General features: G+C 45.7%; 13 protein-coding genes. 4 read left to right on the top strand and 9 right to left on the bottom strand.

What is annotated here, in order from left to right:
* The first annotated feature begins 7 nt into the window (after nt 1-7).
* The 3 genes from ASG89_RS27790 to ASG89_RS27780 are packed head-to-tail and all read left to right on the top strand — an operon-like array spanning nt 8 to nt 2,412.
* The gene (locus tag ASG89_RS27790; protein WP_057314459.1) at nt 8-763 is read left to right on the top strand and encodes a DeoR/GlpR family DNA-binding transcription regulator; all 756 of its coding nucleotides are present in this window, start codon (nt 8-10) and stop codon (nt 761-763) included.
* Between the two features lie 59 nt (nt 764-822).
* Complete coding sequence (kduD, locus tag ASG89_RS27785; protein ID WP_057314457.1) at nt 823-1,575, top strand: 2-dehydro-3-deoxy-D-gluconate 5-dehydrogenase KduD; 753 nt, start codon at nt 823-825, stop codon at nt 1,573-1,575.
* Nucleotides 1,576-2,412 carry a sugar phosphate isomerase/epimerase family protein gene (locus tag ASG89_RS27780; RefSeq protein WP_057314455.1) on the top strand — a complete coding sequence of 279 codons (837 nt, stop codon included), beginning with the start codon at nt 1,576-1,578 and terminating at the stop codon, nt 2,410-2,412.
* An 81-nt stretch (nt 2,413-2,493) separates the two neighbouring features.
* Here the strand turns inward: ASG89_RS27780 and ASG89_RS27775 are convergent, their stop codons facing one another.
* The 4 genes from ASG89_RS27775 to ASG89_RS27760 form a co-directional block, all read right to left on the bottom strand.
* The gene (locus ASG89_RS27775) at nt 2,494-2,967 is read right to left on the bottom strand and encodes a GlcG/HbpS family heme-binding protein (RefSeq protein ID WP_057314453.1); all 474 of its coding nucleotides are present in this window, start codon (nt 2,965-2,967) and stop codon (nt 2,494-2,496) included.
* A 194-nt stretch (nt 2,968-3,161) separates the two neighbouring features.
* The gene (locus ASG89_RS27770) at nt 3,162-3,377 is read right to left on the bottom strand and encodes a hypothetical protein (protein ID WP_057314451.1); all 216 of its coding nucleotides are present in this window, start codon (nt 3,375-3,377) and stop codon (nt 3,162-3,164) included.
* 418 nt (nt 3,378-3,795) lie between these two features.
* Nucleotides 3,796-4,797: an LLM class flavin-dependent oxidoreductase gene (locus ASG89_RS27765; RefSeq protein WP_057314448.1), complete on the bottom strand. Its 1,002-nt coding sequence runs from the start codon at nt 4,795-4,797 to the stop codon at nt 3,796-3,798.
* A 158-nt stretch (nt 4,798-4,955) separates the two neighbouring features.
* The gene (locus ASG89_RS27760; protein ID WP_057314446.1) at nt 4,956-5,453 is read right to left on the bottom strand and encodes a carbohydrate ABC transporter permease; all 498 of its coding nucleotides are present in this window, start codon (nt 5,451-5,453) and stop codon (nt 4,956-4,958) included.
* A 151-nt stretch (nt 5,454-5,604) separates the two neighbouring features.
* Here ASG89_RS27760 and ASG89_RS27755 point away from each other — a divergent pair, with 151 nt between their 5' ends.
* Nucleotides 5,605-5,799: a hypothetical protein gene (locus ASG89_RS27755; RefSeq protein WP_057314444.1), complete on the top strand. Its 195-nt coding sequence runs from the start codon at nt 5,605-5,607 to the stop codon at nt 5,797-5,799.
* Between the two features lie 187 nt (nt 5,800-5,986).
* Here the strand turns inward: ASG89_RS27755 and ASG89_RS27750 are convergent, their stop codons facing one another.
* The 5 genes from ASG89_RS27750 to ASG89_RS27730 all read right to left on the bottom strand — a co-directional run bounded on the left by ASG89_RS27750 (nt 5,987) and on the right by ASG89_RS27730 (nt 12,637).
* Entirely contained in the window at nt 5,987-7,759 is a 1,773-nt protein-coding gene (locus ASG89_RS27750; RefSeq protein WP_057314442.1) for a histidine kinase, read from the bottom strand.
* A gap of 161 nt (nt 7,760-7,920) precedes the next feature.
* Nucleotides 7,921-8,802 (bottom strand): carbohydrate ABC transporter permease, encoded by an 882-nt coding sequence (locus ASG89_RS27745; protein ID WP_057314441.1) that lies wholly within the window; start codon nt 8,800-8,802, stop codon nt 7,921-7,923.
* Entirely contained in the window at nt 8,799-9,710 is a 912-nt protein-coding gene (locus tag ASG89_RS27740) for a carbohydrate ABC transporter permease (RefSeq protein ID WP_057314438.1), read from the bottom strand. Before ASG89_RS27740 ends, ASG89_RS27745 begins: the two co-directional genes overlap by 4 nt.
* A gap of 68 nt (nt 9,711-9,778) precedes the next feature.
* Nucleotides 9,779-11,206, bottom strand: a complete 1,428-nt coding sequence (locus ASG89_RS27735) for an ABC transporter substrate-binding protein (RefSeq protein WP_057314436.1) — start codon at nt 11,204-11,206, stop codon at nt 9,779-9,781.
* Between the two features lie 108 nt (nt 11,207-11,314).
* Entirely contained in the window at nt 11,315-12,637 is a 1,323-nt protein-coding gene (locus ASG89_RS27730; protein ID WP_057314434.1) for a response regulator, read from the bottom strand.
* Nucleotides 12,638-13,913 lie beyond the last annotated feature (1,276 nt).

Raw genomic sequence — 13,913 nt, 5'->3', positions numbered from 1 at the left:
AATCCCGATGAATCCATTACGCAGATATGAAACAATCATGGAAGTTTTACTCGCTCAGAAAGAAGTCACCGTGAATGAGCTGAGTGAACGTCTAGAAGTAACAGGTAAAACCATTCGCGAAGATTTAGCCAAGCTGGAAGAAAAGGGGCTGCTTATCCGCATTCATGGCGGAGCTATGCTAGCTCAAAGTGATCAGTTAGGCATCCTCTCTGCGAAAGAACCGAATATTAAGCATGCGGACAAAAAATCAGAGATTGCATCTCTTGCACTCCGATACATCCAACCTCGCGATATCATCGCATTGGATGGTGGCTCCACAACGCTTGAAATTGCTAGGCGGCTGGATAATCAGCCGCTTACCGTTGTCACGAATGATCTTTACATTATTTCAGAACTTGTCCATAAGGATGAAATTCGGCTCGTCGTGCCTGGTGGTTATCGCCTGCGCAACATGCTTGCTGGCCCAGAAGCTGTAGACTATGTGCGAGATCTCAACATTCAGAAATCGTTCATTTCGGCCACTGGTGTACATCTGCAGCATGGTTTTACGATTTACACCAATGATCTAGTTGAATATAAGCGGGCCTTAATAAGTTCGAGCGCAACGGTATATGGGGTTATCGATCATTTTAAATTTGGACAATGCGCGCTGCGAACCTTCGCCTCCCTCTCTGAGGTGTCCATGATTATAACCGATAGCGGGTTGACCGAAGAAACGGCGCAGCAGTTCCGTGAAACAGGCATTCAGATTGAAACGCATTAAGCGAAACAACTTAATAAACAGTGAAACCAATAATTGCTTATTATGAAAAGGAGTATGTTATGACACTTTTTAATCTCTCGGGTAAAACAGCATTTGTAACTGGCGCTTCAGGCGGCTTAGGCCAAGCTATGGCGATCGGACTTGCGGAAGCAGGCGCGAATGTAATCGCTGTTTCTTCTTCTGAAAGCGTTCAAACTGTTGAAGCGATTCGCGCATTAGGCGGCAAAGCTGAACTTATCGCGGCAGATCTAAGCAATGAAGACATTCTTGAGGATGTCGTTGCTAGAGCGATTGGCATTTACGGCAGCATCGATATCTTAGTGAATAACGCGGGTATTATTCGTCGTACACCAGCCGTTGACCATGCGCGTCAAGATTGGCACGATGTTATTGACCTGAACTTGAACTCCGCATTCTTCCTATGCCAGCTGATTGGTCGTCATATGATCGAGCGCGGCAGCGGTAAAATCGTAAATATTGCTTCCATGCTGACATACCAAGGTGGAATCAACGTGCCAGGTTACACAGCTAGTAAGCATGCGATTGCAGGTGTGACGAAAGCACTAGCGAACGAGTGGGCTGGAAAAGGCATCCAAATCAATGCTATTGCTCCAGGCTATATGACGACGAATAACACAGCTCCAATTCTCAAAGATGAAAAACGTACAGCTTCAATTACTGAGCGTATTCCTGCGGGTCGTTGGGGTTCACCTGAAGATTTGAAAGGCCCTGTTGTCTTCTTGTCTTCAGACGCTTCCGATTATATGAACGGACACGTGCTTTGCGTGGACGGCGGATGGATGGCCAGATAGATGGGTATTGGGACACTCGCTCATACCGTCGGCCACCTGCCCTTGAAGGAATTGACCGCGAAGTTAAGCGGACGTGGCATCGACTTCGTTCAATTAGCGCTTAGTAAAGCCATTAGCGATTATGATTTAAGTCTCGGGAAATTAAGTCCAGCTCTCGCCAATCATATTGGCGAGCAATTCCATCGTGCAGGCGTGCGGATTGGCGTGCTCGGATGTTATATCAATCCTATTCATCCGGATCCGCAGCAGCGTCGTTATGAGATCGATAGATTCAAAGAGCATTTGCGATACGCTCGTGATTTCGGAACGTCCATTGTGGCTACTGAAACAGGTGATCTAACAACGTATCTTGCGGAGGATGCTAACGGGTATGAGGCCAAAGGATGGTCCATCCTGAAGCAAACGGTTGAGGAATTAGCCGAAGAGGCCGATCGTTGGGGTGTTCATATCGGATTAGAGCCAGTTTTCACACATACATTATCGAGTACTGAGAAAATGGCTCAAATCTTAGCAGAAGTGCCTTCCAGCACCTTAGGCGTCGTATTTGATCCAGTTAATTTGATCCCTCCGACTGTCGTTGAGCCGCAAGATCAAGAAGCTTTCTTGGATCATGCCTTCGCAACTTTTGGCAGCCGAATTGTACTGACTCATTTGAAGGATTATGTCGTGAACAATGGTCAAAAGAATGAAATTGCGTCCGGTAAAGGTATATTTGAGACGTCAGCTTTCTTACAAAAGCTACACCAATACAAGCCAGGCGTAGATATTTCCTTGGAGCGTCTCGAAGATCACACGATCGAAGAATCGTTCAAGTATGTTAGAAGCCTTATGTCGTAAAAGCAACCCCCGATTTCTCTCTTCGGAGAGGTATCGGGGGTTGCTCTTTTAATACCATTTAGGTCGAGGCCGCGCCTCTTCTCACTTTTTGATATCCGCATCGGTAAGCACTTCGAATCTATCGCCTAGGTGCTGCTGCAGCGCCCTTAAGGTGGCCACTCCAACAGCAATATCATCCTCGCCAACTCCTCCGCTCACGCCTACCCCGCCAATGACTTGACCGTTGACTACGATAGGAAAGCCGCCTACAAAGATCGCAAACTTCCCTGGCATCATCGCATGAATGCCAAATGCTTCCCCATGGATCGTCGCTGGCCCGCCAGGCTGATTAAACAGATGCGTCGAGCGTCTATGCCCGCTTGCCGTAAAAGCTTTCGCCATAGCTAGCTCAGGGCTCGTGTTGCGTGCCCCATTCATTCGCTCTAAGGCTAACAAATAGCCGCCTTCGTCGACGATACAAATCGTTTCTGCCGCCTTAGCCTCCACAGCAGCTTGAATACCTGCAGCAATCATCACCTTCGCTTCCTCGATTTCTAGCTTCAAGACGGATCTCATGATGCATGGCCTCCTTTGTCGAACCTTATCCGCTTGGCACTTCCTAATCACACCTTCGGCACATTTTTCATTTATATGGCGTTTAAGGCGGAAAAAGTCGCATGAGTGACTAGCTAACGAATATTTTGGCGTAAAAAAAAAAAAGCCTACACACAATCTCCATTGACGGAGACTAGTTAGGCTTGTCGCGATTGTTACTTATTCGGCTGTTGTGCTCGAGCTGGTCGGATCGGGCGTTCTACCCAGTTCTCACGGCTCATACGTTTCACTTGATTAATCGGATTCGAAAGATCAATCACTTCCGGTTTAAAAGCTTGTTCTGCTTCAAGCTTCTCTTTATACCCTGTTCCCGGTGCAGGCCCGCCTCCACCATTCCGTTTTCCCTTGTTCCATACGCGATTCTTGCTCATGCCACCACTCCACCGTTTTTTGTTTAAGTGTAATGGCAGTGACCAAAAAACGCAAATATGGTTTTCAGAATGGTGGTTAGATGTGTGAGCAAACCATCCTCCTGCCACTCATCTTGCAAAATAAATGGAAAATATGTAGCTAATTTCACGCAAAATCGCTGATTAAAGAGAATAACTGGAAAACCTACATCTAATCTTCACCGATTGGTTGAAATCAGACCAAATCACTGAAATTAGCAACATAAAATCCAGTTATTTCATATTTTTAGGCAAATTCGGCGAAATTAGCTGTACTTTTTCCAGTTAATACCGCGATGATGGCGGGTGACGGCATGTATGACAATAGTGTGGCGCGTTGTGCAGGGACGGCCTGTTTGACTATAGTTCGGCGCATGATACACGAATGGCTTGGTTGAAACTACAGCTCGAACGCCTTCGCCAGCAAGCGATACGAATGCAATCGCGCTTCGATGTTATGAATCGGCGAGACGACCATGATTTCATCCGCTTGATAAGCTTCATTCAACTTCAAGATCTCTTCTTTCACTTGCACTGGCGTGCCAACAATTCGTCTGTGGCGACCATTGCGAATCATGGCATAGTCATTCTCCGTATACGGGTAATTGAGTGCCGTGTTCACGGAAGGGAATGACGGAAGCAGCATTCCGCGACCCAAAGACAAGAAGAACAAATCTGTACTAAGCGCTAGTTGATTCGCTTCTTCTTCCGTATCTGCACAGATGACCAACACGGCTGCTAGGGAGTGTGGCTTTTCATTCAAGATCGACGGCGTAAAGTGCTCGCGATAAATTCGCAGCGCCTGCTCACAATCCGCGTTCCCGAAAAATTGCGCGAAGCCGAATGCCGCCCCTTGATCAGCAGCAATTCTTGCGCTGTCATAGGAAGAGCCGAGCAGCCAAATTTCCGGAGCTGTCGGAATAATCGGCGATGCTTGCAGCGCGGCGAACCTATGCCCCGCTGGAAGTGAATCATATAAATAACCCGTCAAATCAGCGATTTGCTGCGGGTATTGGTCAACGCCTGTATATTTGCCCTCTTGCAGCGCACGCGTGGATATTGGCATGCCACCTGGTGCGCGGCCAAGCCCAACATCGATACGCCCGGGATGAAGCGCCTCTAGCAAGCGGAAGTTTTCAGCAACTTTATATGCGCTATAATGTGGCATCATGATGCCTCCAGAGCCTAGTCGGATGCGATCAGTTTTGGCAGCCAAATGTGCGATCAGAACCTCTGGACTCGAATGCGCCAAGGCTTGTGAAGCATGATGCTCCGACACCCAGAACCGGCTATAACCAATTCGATCTGCTTCTTGTGCTAGTTCAGTCGTCTCAGCCAGCGTCTGCGCGGCATTACGACCTTCTCCAATTTGCGATTGATCCAAAATACTTAATTTCACCACAAATAATCACCTCCACCTAACTGTAACATAAAAAAGAACAGAATGAAAATACATCATCTCATAGCCATCCTATGATAGCGACCGCAATCAAAGATTGGTATTAATGTGGAAACAAAAAACAGTCGCAACTGATCGCGACCGTTCCACCCCCTTGCCTTTTAACCCTTCAAGGATCCCGCCATAACACCAGCAACGAAATACCGCTGAAAGAATAAGAACATCACAATCATTGGAACTGCCGTGATCACTACTCCTGTAAGCAGCATAGGGATTAACAAATCATTCCAGACCATCACGTACAAGAAAGTAGCCATTGCCTTTAAGGAAGGAGCAGATAAAGGCAATGCGGTACGTGAATATAGTTTCCACTCGCTAGCCCCGTCTATACTATCCGCTTCCAAAATCTCTTGGTTCAGCACCTGCATAAAGCCTTTCAACATGATAACAGTCAATGGCATGAGCATCGCAACAGAGACAAGTACTAATCCGTATAAATGATCAGACCAGCCTAATTTATGTGTAAACGAGTAAATCGGCAGCATATTGACTTGGGACGGGACAATGAGCCCAGCAATAAACAGGCCAAAGATGATTTTAGCCAGCCGAGGTGCGAGAACGAGTGAAAGCACAGTCTGTGCAATCACAACAGCAAGCATGAATTTTGTGTTATTCCAAATCTAAGAACAATGTCATAAATAATTTATCTAACTAGTCACAAAGTGACACAATCTCTTATTTTACACCTCTACCAAACTTATCCATTTGGTGTTATTTTATTATATACATCCTAGTGAGGGAGAGATTACCATGAAAACCATTTACGAGAATTATAGAGGATTCAAAATTAACAAAGATGACAGCACCTATAACGCTATTCACGCGGATCGTATTATATTTGCTCAATCGCCGCTTAGTCAGGTTCTAGATTCAATTGACCATTACATTGACGTGACGGAGAATTCTGAATCACCTGAAGATCTGTCTTCCTTTCCGCAAAATTAACTTACGGGGCATTTCCACGCATGTGGATATAGGATCAAAATGGTTTCTATCACGGTCACAAATTCTATATGTGAATGCAAAAAACGCAACCGTCCCAAACGGACGGTTGCGTTTTTCATCTACAGCTTGTCAGGTGGTGGTTGCGCACTTATACTGCTTCCTCGGTATTGGCTCTATCCACTGTACCCTACTTCCAATCCGTCTCATCCAACACCGCCGGGATCTCGATCCACGCTCTTACACCCTGATCCTCCCGCAGCGCATACTGCAAACCGAACCCTTCCCCGAAATGCAGCTGAATCCGCTTTTGCACATTAATTATACCGAATCCCTTACTACTCTCTTTCCCCTGCAAAATGGCATTCAGCATCCCAATGTCGGCCGGGCGGTATCCGTTATCCTCAACACTGATGATGATTCTCCCCTCCGAATACTTCACCTTGATCCAGAGTTCCCCGTCCTGACTCATATTCTTGATCCCATGGAGGATGGCATTCTCGATAATCGGCTGCAGAAGCACCTTTGGCATTAGATAACGTTTGGCCTCCTCTTCGATCTCCCAATACGCTTTGAATGCATACTCATAGCGGAATAATTGGAGCCGTACATACGCCTCCGCATGATTGATTTCTTCCATCACTGGTATGAGCAGCTTGCCTTTACTAAGCCCAATTCGCATAATGAGCGACAGATCCTTAATCATTTCAGCGGATTCCGCTGCCCCCTCCATTAACGTATGCCAGTAGACGGACTCCAATGTATTATAGAGAAGATGTGGATTGATTTGTGTATGTAAAATCGACAATTCAACTTCCTTGTGCTTTAATTCAAGCTCATATTGATCATAAATCGTCTGATTCAATCGATTGGTCATTCGGATGAAATGATTGCTCAGCAGGATGATCTCATTTTTACTCTCCGCATGCATGGTAATGGCTAATGGCTTTCCTGGATGATACGAATTCGTGATTCGTGCCAGTCGGGAAATTGGCTTCAGAATCGATTGTATGAAGTACATACTCGCCAAAATCAAAATAAAGAAATAGATCAACATAATCCAATCTACCAATCGTTGAACGCTGATATGATCAATAATGATCGACTGGACCGGAACGCGCATCAGTAGCTTAGTCCCCGTGATTTCACTCGTATGAATGACCGACATGATCTCATTGCCGTTCTCAATTTGCTTATAAACTCCTTCTTCCTTGCCTACGGGTACACCAATCTTCGAGCCAATCCCGAAAGCTTCGGTATTCGTCGCCAACACCGTGTTATCCGGATCGAGCAACAGAATTTGTGCATCTTTGTATTTATCAAAAGGAACAAAATCCATCTGCAACGGCGTTTCAATGCCCGATACAACCAAGTAGCCGATAACTGTTTCGCCGTTATAAATACTGTTTAATTGCCTCAAATAGGCGACAGTTTGCGTGTTATTCGGGTTATATCCGAATTTATCAATGACACGAATAATCCCTCTGCCTTTCGCATTGCTGACCACTTTATACCACGAAAGATCCGTCATATCTGTCGAATAAAATACCCCGTTATTCAACAGGTCTGAATTAGGGACGAAGGAATACAATTTATCTTTATCTGAGAAAAACAGTGAGTACCGAACAGCATTCGTTGAATAGTTGTTCAAATATTTATCTAGCGCTTTGAAAATCTCAAATCGCTCATATTCGGAGGATGACGGTACGCTCACCAATTGTTGGATTTCTTGCGAAATCATGATTTTTTCCGTTTTTTCTTCAAAATCGCTGCTTTCACGGTCTAGTGTCAAATGACTTCCCCGAACTAATTGGAGCAGTGCTGTCCCTACTTGTTCCTCCGTAATAGATTCCAACTTTTTGGCAACGACCAAATCCAATACGAGCGTTGGGATCACCACAAAGACGATAAGCAGCAGGATCAACTTTTTCATTAGCTTCATATTTTGCAGCATTTTACGCATCCCTGTCTATCATCCTTTCCATGGCTTTCCGCCTAGGCCGCCACAAACCACAAACATTACCAGTGTACAATAGCTAACAGTACGTTCGCTATGCTCGAAAGAAACTCCTTTAAACGCAAAGAAAACGCCTCCAGAATTCGCATTCTGAAGGACGCATCTCCCTATCCTTTCACACTAGATACTGATAAACCGCGAATCATAAACTTTTGAAAAATCAAGAAAAAGAGCACTGGCGGCAGCATTGCCATCGTCAACACGGCGAAACGCACACTCCACGGAATAACAGAGTTGTAGTACACCACATAGCGATAAATACCTGTGGCGAGTGGGTACATGCTTTTATCCGTCATCACAATGTTCGGCCAGTAGAAATCATTCCATGTGGTAGAGAACGACAACATGAGCAACGTGCCAATAATCGGCGTTGACAGCGGAACCGCAATTCGAATGAAAGAAGTGAATTCACTTGCTCCGTCGATGCGAGCAGCTTCCAGCACTTCTTTGTGAATGCCATCGAAGAAATTTTTGAGCAGCAGCATGAAATAAGCATTCGCCGCTGCGGGTAACCAGAACGCCCAATACGTGTTGATCATACCTAAGCTTTTCAAATTCAAAAAGTTAGGGACGATATACGTTGCCGGTGGAATCAAAAGCGTCGAAAAAAAGAACACTGTCAACCAACGCTTGAATGGCACTCTCAAATGGGATAACGCATAGGCAGCCAGCCCGATAAATAACAGGGAAAAGGCCACATTCCCAACATAGATGACTAGCGTATTTTTCAAAAACGTCAGTAACGGAAGATCAAAGCTATTAAACGCATCGTCATAATTTTTCCAAATCCAATGCTTCGGGAAAAACGTGGGTGGAAAAGTGAAAAACTCCTCACGCGTTTTCAGAGAACCGAAAAACGTATTCAGAAACGGGTAGACCGTCGTTACCGCAATCGCCAAAATGAGCAGCACCATAAGAGTGTAACCGAATTTGACGGAACCTTTTTTAAAATCATACTGAGAAATTAACCCGCGTTCGCCTTGCTTCATGCTCTCTCACTCCTACGCTGCATGACGTTGTAAAAGATGGTCATTCCAATGAGTACGAAGAACATCAAGCTGCCCATCGCGCTTGCTTTGCCGAAATCCAGATCGCGGAACGCCGTATGATTGAGCCATAATAAGTATGTCAACGTGGCATTATTCGGACCGCCGTCCGTCATCGATAATTGCGCTTGGAAGCCTTGGGAGGTCGTGATCAGTTGGAGTACAAGCAGGAGTCCCATGAGGGTTTTGATACTAGGCAAAATGATATAACGCACGCGCTGCCACACACTGGCACCGTCGATTTCAGCGGCTTCGTATAAATCCCTGGGAATCCCAACAATCGCCGCAATATAGATGAGCGTAGCTGCCCCGAAGCTTTGCCACGTTTCTAGAATGACAATCGAAGCCATTGCTAATTTCGGACTAAAGAACGAAACTTGGTCCATGCCTACCTTTTGTAACAGACTATTAATAGGACCTACAGCATCAAAGAACCACATCCACATGCCGTATAATACAATGGCGGGCACCGCACTAGGTAAATAACTGATGATGCGTGCTGCGCCTTGAAACCGACGAAGCTCAGACACGGCGATCGCCACAAGTGGGGGGATCCAGAAGCCAAGAATAATCCCCAAAGCCATATAGATCAAGGTATTCTTAATTGAAATCCATAGCAGATCATCCTTCAGAATACTCACATAATTTGCTAAGCCAGTGAAATGATTGCCATCTACAAAATCAATATTATAGAAGCTATAGAAAATGCCCTTAAGAATCGGCACCCACAGAAAGATAATGAATAACACGACTTCCGGTAAAATAAACAGCGTACCCCATAAATACCAGTTCATTCGCTTCTTTGATGCCCGGCTTGCTACGACAGGTTGTGAACTTAGCTCTGCATCCATCCTAAACACTCCTTGTGAGAAAATCGGATCTAAACCATGAACGGTTTAGATCCGGGGATTAGGCTTGCCTATTCGACCTTCACTTTGTCAAACGTTTCCGTTTGAACCTTGGTCGCGGCTTCAGACAGCGCTTTTTTCAAATCCACATCTTTCGTCGTAAACACCTTTTGAATGACATTCGCCATTTCTGTATAGTACTTCTGAGCTTCGTATTGCGCTTCCGGCTTGCCATCCCATAAAGCTAGCAATTGCGGATCGTATTTGAACACGTTATCGTACTTCGCTAAGAGATCCGTATATTTTTTACCAAAATCTGAGGAATCTTTCCAGTAGTTGATCGGTTGTGGGATGTAGACGCGGTTTTTACCTTTACGATCTTCGATCTCTTTCTTCGTGGAGTTCAAGAAATCATCAGTGAAGTACTCATCAGTAATCCATTTGAATGCCACTTCTTGTTGATCTTTATCACTCTTCGGATTGATTACGCGATAGTTTCCGCCAAGTACGCCCGTGTGTTTGCCGCCCTTAGTAAAGGAAGGCATCGGATAGACAACGAGATCATCCTTGCTGATGCCGCCTTCATTGATCGCTGTATCTGCAGCGTTACCGCTTCCGCACATCACCATCGCGCCACGCCCTTGCGCAAAGGCATTCAAAGCATCGCCATAACCAAGTGCCCAGTTTTGCGGGATCAGGTTCTCATCCTTGAGTTTTTTGTAAAATTCAAGTGCTTGCAAACCAGCCTCTGAATTAAAGACGCCGACTACTTTACCATTATCTAGCTTCTGTACATCACCTCCTGCAGCATAAAGGAAATTCGTCCAGTTCCAGCCTGCTTCCGGCCCTTTGCCCATAGGAATAAAGCCGGCAATTCCTTTGGCTGGATCATTGATTTTTCTCGCTGCGGCTAGCAGATCTTCCCATGTCCAATCCATTGGCGGAAGCTCTACACCTTTATCTTTGAACAACTTTTTATTCAACGTGATTGTCATGACATATCCATCAATCGGTACACCGTAGGTTTTGCCGTTCACAACAAATGGCTTGGAGAGCAGATCATTCATATCTTTGGCATGTACCCATGAACTCATGGAATCGGTAATATCGGCAACCCATTTCTTATCAACGAGTACTTTGCCTTCCGTTGCATACGTCGTATACTCGGTTGGCGCACTGTTCGAAGCCATTTTGATCCCGATCTCGAGAGGATTATATTGCCAGTCGTCTTTTTTGAAATCAGCATTCGGGAATTTCGTTTTAAATCGGGCGATACGTTGATCCAGTTGATCGTTTTTTTCCTTTTGGTCAGATTTAAAACTTTGAGCTGTAATTGTTACTTTCTTCGCAGCAGGTGCAGTTGTTGCAGCAGCTAGTGTAGATTCTTTTGCCGCAGGAGCTGGGCTTGTCGCACTGGATGTTCCGTTGCTTGAACTGCATCCCGCAATCAATACCGTTAACGCAATCGCACTCAGTGTTGACGCTTTCTTTGCTCTCATGTTTGGTTCCCCTTTCGAATCGCATTCACTTGTAGTTGCTACATTTTTGATTATAAGGGGAGTTCAAGGCAAGGGCGATGTGTCGTATTACGCTTAGTATGTCGTATGTTACGCACCTGTTTGCTTCACTTCCGAGATGTTGATTCCGAAATGTTTTTTGAAAATTTTGCTAAAATGTTCCGGAGATTCATAACCGATTTCTTCAGAAATCTCATAGCGCCGTTTATCCGTTGTCAGTATAAGACGTTTCCCTTCTTCCATCCGGAGCTTCGTGACATAGTCCCAGATGTTCGTTCCCATCACTTTTTTGAACAAATAACTCAAATAATTCGGACTCAAATGCACCGCATCCGCAATATCCTGCAGCTTCAATCCTTTATTGCAAAAATGGCCCTCAATATACGCTTTCGTCTCATAAACGATTCGGTTATTCGCCTCATCTACGCCAGTAATGGTTACGTCGGGATTCGAATTAATGCTGTCTTTATCCTCAATATAGAACATGTAGTGACCCTTGTCGGTCTCACAACACGTTAAGCTCTCAAGGGCTTCCTTGAACATCACTGGCCACTTTGTGATCCCCTCATGGATGCGACTTATACCGATCTGACTCTTCACATTCAAATATTTCTGCAGATTGGTATGAATCATTTGAGCCACCATCAATAGTTGGTTCACACGCATCGAGCCTCTGCTCTCTTCTTCTGAAATTTGCAGCAGCAACGTGAAGATGGAATTGTGATTATTGAAAACTAGATGGCTCCATTTACTCGCGGTTTCCTCCATGATGTTCAGGGCGGCGTATTTCAACAAACTGCGGTCTTTTAAAGTAGAAATTTCCTGGTCATGGATTCCGCCACGCTCGAGTGCTAATTTGATGGTCAGCATGCTAAAATACGTGCCATTCATGCGATGATCAAGCGTTTCTAGGATGGCGGGCACCTCGGACTCATGGATCGTCCCTGTCACCAATTCATTTAAATAATAATTCGTCTCATGCGTCATGTGCCCAGGCAGGGTGCGCGTGCCTTCCCAATTCGCGAAGCGTTGACCTTTCTCTTCTTTTTCCTTCAAAAGCTTGGTCACAACCGAAATGAGATGCGGCGGGGTTATTGGCTTCACCAAATACTCCTTCGCTCCAAAACGGATCGCTTTCTGCGCATACTCAAACTCCCCATGTGCCGACAAAATCACAATCGGAATGGACGGGTCCTCCAAGAAGATGTTCTCAATCAGTTCGATGCCATTCATCTTCTCCATCTGAATATCTGTAAAGACCAGATCAATTTTCTCCAAATGTATAAAATCCAGCGCTTCAAACCCGTTATACGCGATGAAAACCTCGTTAATGTCCAACTTCGACTGCTTCAAAATCGTCGCAACACCTTTGCAAATCATCGGCTCATCATCTACAACCAAAATATTAACCATGCTGCCACCTCGTTCATTTACTTGCCATAACTCCATTTTATTGTACAACAATCGATGTGAATATGTGTTTTATTACGTTTATTGTGTGGGATGTATGGATTGGGGGAAGAACGATTACAATGGCGGCTGACGCGTGTATGTAACTCGATTTTTTCGAGTTAGGGAGCTCGTTCGGCTTCGTGCGACTCACGTAACTCGATTTTTTCGAGTTAGGGAGCTACTTCGGCTTCGCTCGACTCCCCTAACTCGATTTTTTCGACTTAGGGAGCTACTTCGGCTTCGCTCGACTCCCCTAACTCGATTTTTTCGASTTAGGGAGCTACTTCGGCTTCGCTCGACTCCCCTAACTCGATTTTTGCGGCTTCGCTCGACTCCCCTAACTCGATTTTTTCGACTTAGGGAGCTACTTCGGCTTCGCTCGACTCCCCTAACTCGATTTTTTCGAGTTAGGGAGCTACTTCGGCTTCGCTCGACTCACGTAACTCGATTTTTTCGAGTTACGGAGCTCGTTCGGCTTCGGGCGACTCCCGTAACTCGATTTTTTCGAGTTACGGAGCTCGTTCGGCTTCGCGCGACTCCCCTAACTCGATTTTTTCGACTTAGGGAGCTACTTCGGCTTCGTTCGACTCCCCTAACTCGATTTTTTCGAGTTAGGGAGCTCATTCGGCTTCGCTCGACTCACGTAACTCGATTTTTTCGAGTTACGGAGCTGTTCGGCTTCGCGCGACTCACGCAACTCGATTTTTTCGAGTTAGGGAGCTACTTCGGCTTCGCTCGACTCACGTAACTCGATTTTTTCGAGTTGCGGAGCTCATTCGGCCTCGGGCGACTCCCGTAACTCGATTTTTTCGAGTTACGGAGCTCGTTCGGCTTCGCTCGACTCCCCTAACTCGATTTTTTCGACTTAGGGAGCTACTTCGGCTTCGCTCGACTCCCCTAACTCGATTTTTTCGAGTTAGGGAGTTTCGGCTTCGCTCGACTCCCCTAACTCGATTTTTTCGACTTAGGGAGCTACTTCGGCTTCGCTCGACTCCCCTAACTCGATTTTTTCGAGTTAGGGAGCTCATTCGGCTTCGCTCGACTCACGTAACTCGATTTTTTCGAGTTACGGAGCTCATTCGGCCTCTGGCGACTCCCGTAACTCGAATTTTTCGAGTTACGGAGCTCGTTCGGCTTCGCGCGACTCACGCAACTCGATTTTTTCGAGTTAGGGAGCTACTTCGGCTTCGCTCGACTCACGTAACTCGATTTTTTCGAGTTACGGAGCTCATTCGGC

Source organism: Paenibacillus sp. Soil766, from assembly GCF_001428105.1.
Lineage (GTDB): Bacteria > Bacillota > Bacilli > Paenibacillales > NBRC-103111 > Paenibacillus_E.
The sequence above is the reverse complement of the archived record's forward strand: the minus strand, read 5'-3'. Positions and strand labels throughout refer to the sequence as shown.

Coding starts and splice junctions, on each gene's coding strand:
- kduD (WP_057314457.1), top strand. CDS start 823: ATGACACTTTTTAATCTCTCGGGTAAAACAGCATTTGTAACTGGCGCT.
- ASG89_RS27745 (WP_057314441.1), bottom strand. CDS start 8,802: ATGAAGCAAGGCGAACGCGGGTTAATTTCTCAGTATGATTTTAAAAAA.
- ASG89_RS27735 (WP_057314436.1), bottom strand. CDS start 11,206: ATGAGAGCAAAGAAAGCGTCAACACTGAGTGCGATTGCGTTAACGGTA.
- ASG89_RS27760 (WP_057314446.1), bottom strand. CDS start 5,453: ATGCTTGCTGTTGTGATTGCACAGACTGTGCTTTCACTCGTTCTCGCA.
- ASG89_RS27780 (WP_057314455.1), top strand. CDS start 1,576: ATGGGTATTGGGACACTCGCTCATACCGTCGGCCACCTGCCCTTGAAG.
- ASG89_RS27740 (WP_057314438.1), bottom strand. CDS start 9,710: ATGGATGCAGAGCTAAGTTCACAACCTGTCGTAGCAAGCCGGGCATCA.
- ASG89_RS27755 (WP_057314444.1), top strand. CDS start 5,605: ATGAAAACCATTTACGAGAATTATAGAGGATTCAAAATTAACAAAGAT.
- ASG89_RS27750 (WP_057314442.1), bottom strand. CDS start 7,759: ATGCGTAAAATGCTGCAAAATATGAAGCTAATGAAAAAGTTGATCCTG.
- ASG89_RS27790 (WP_057314459.1), top strand. CDS start 8: ATGAATCCATTACGCAGATATGAAACAATCATGGAAGTTTTACTCGCT.
- ASG89_RS27775 (WP_057314453.1), bottom strand. CDS start 2,967: ATGAGATCCGTCTTGAAGCTAGAAATCGAGGAAGCGAAGGTGATGATT.
- ASG89_RS27730 (WP_057314434.1), bottom strand. CDS start 12,637: ATGGTTAATATTTTGGTTGTAGATGATGAGCCGATGATTTGCAAAGGT.
- ASG89_RS27770 (WP_057314451.1), bottom strand. CDS start 3,377: ATGAGCAAGAATCGCGTATGGAACAAGGGAAAACGGAATGGTGGAGGC.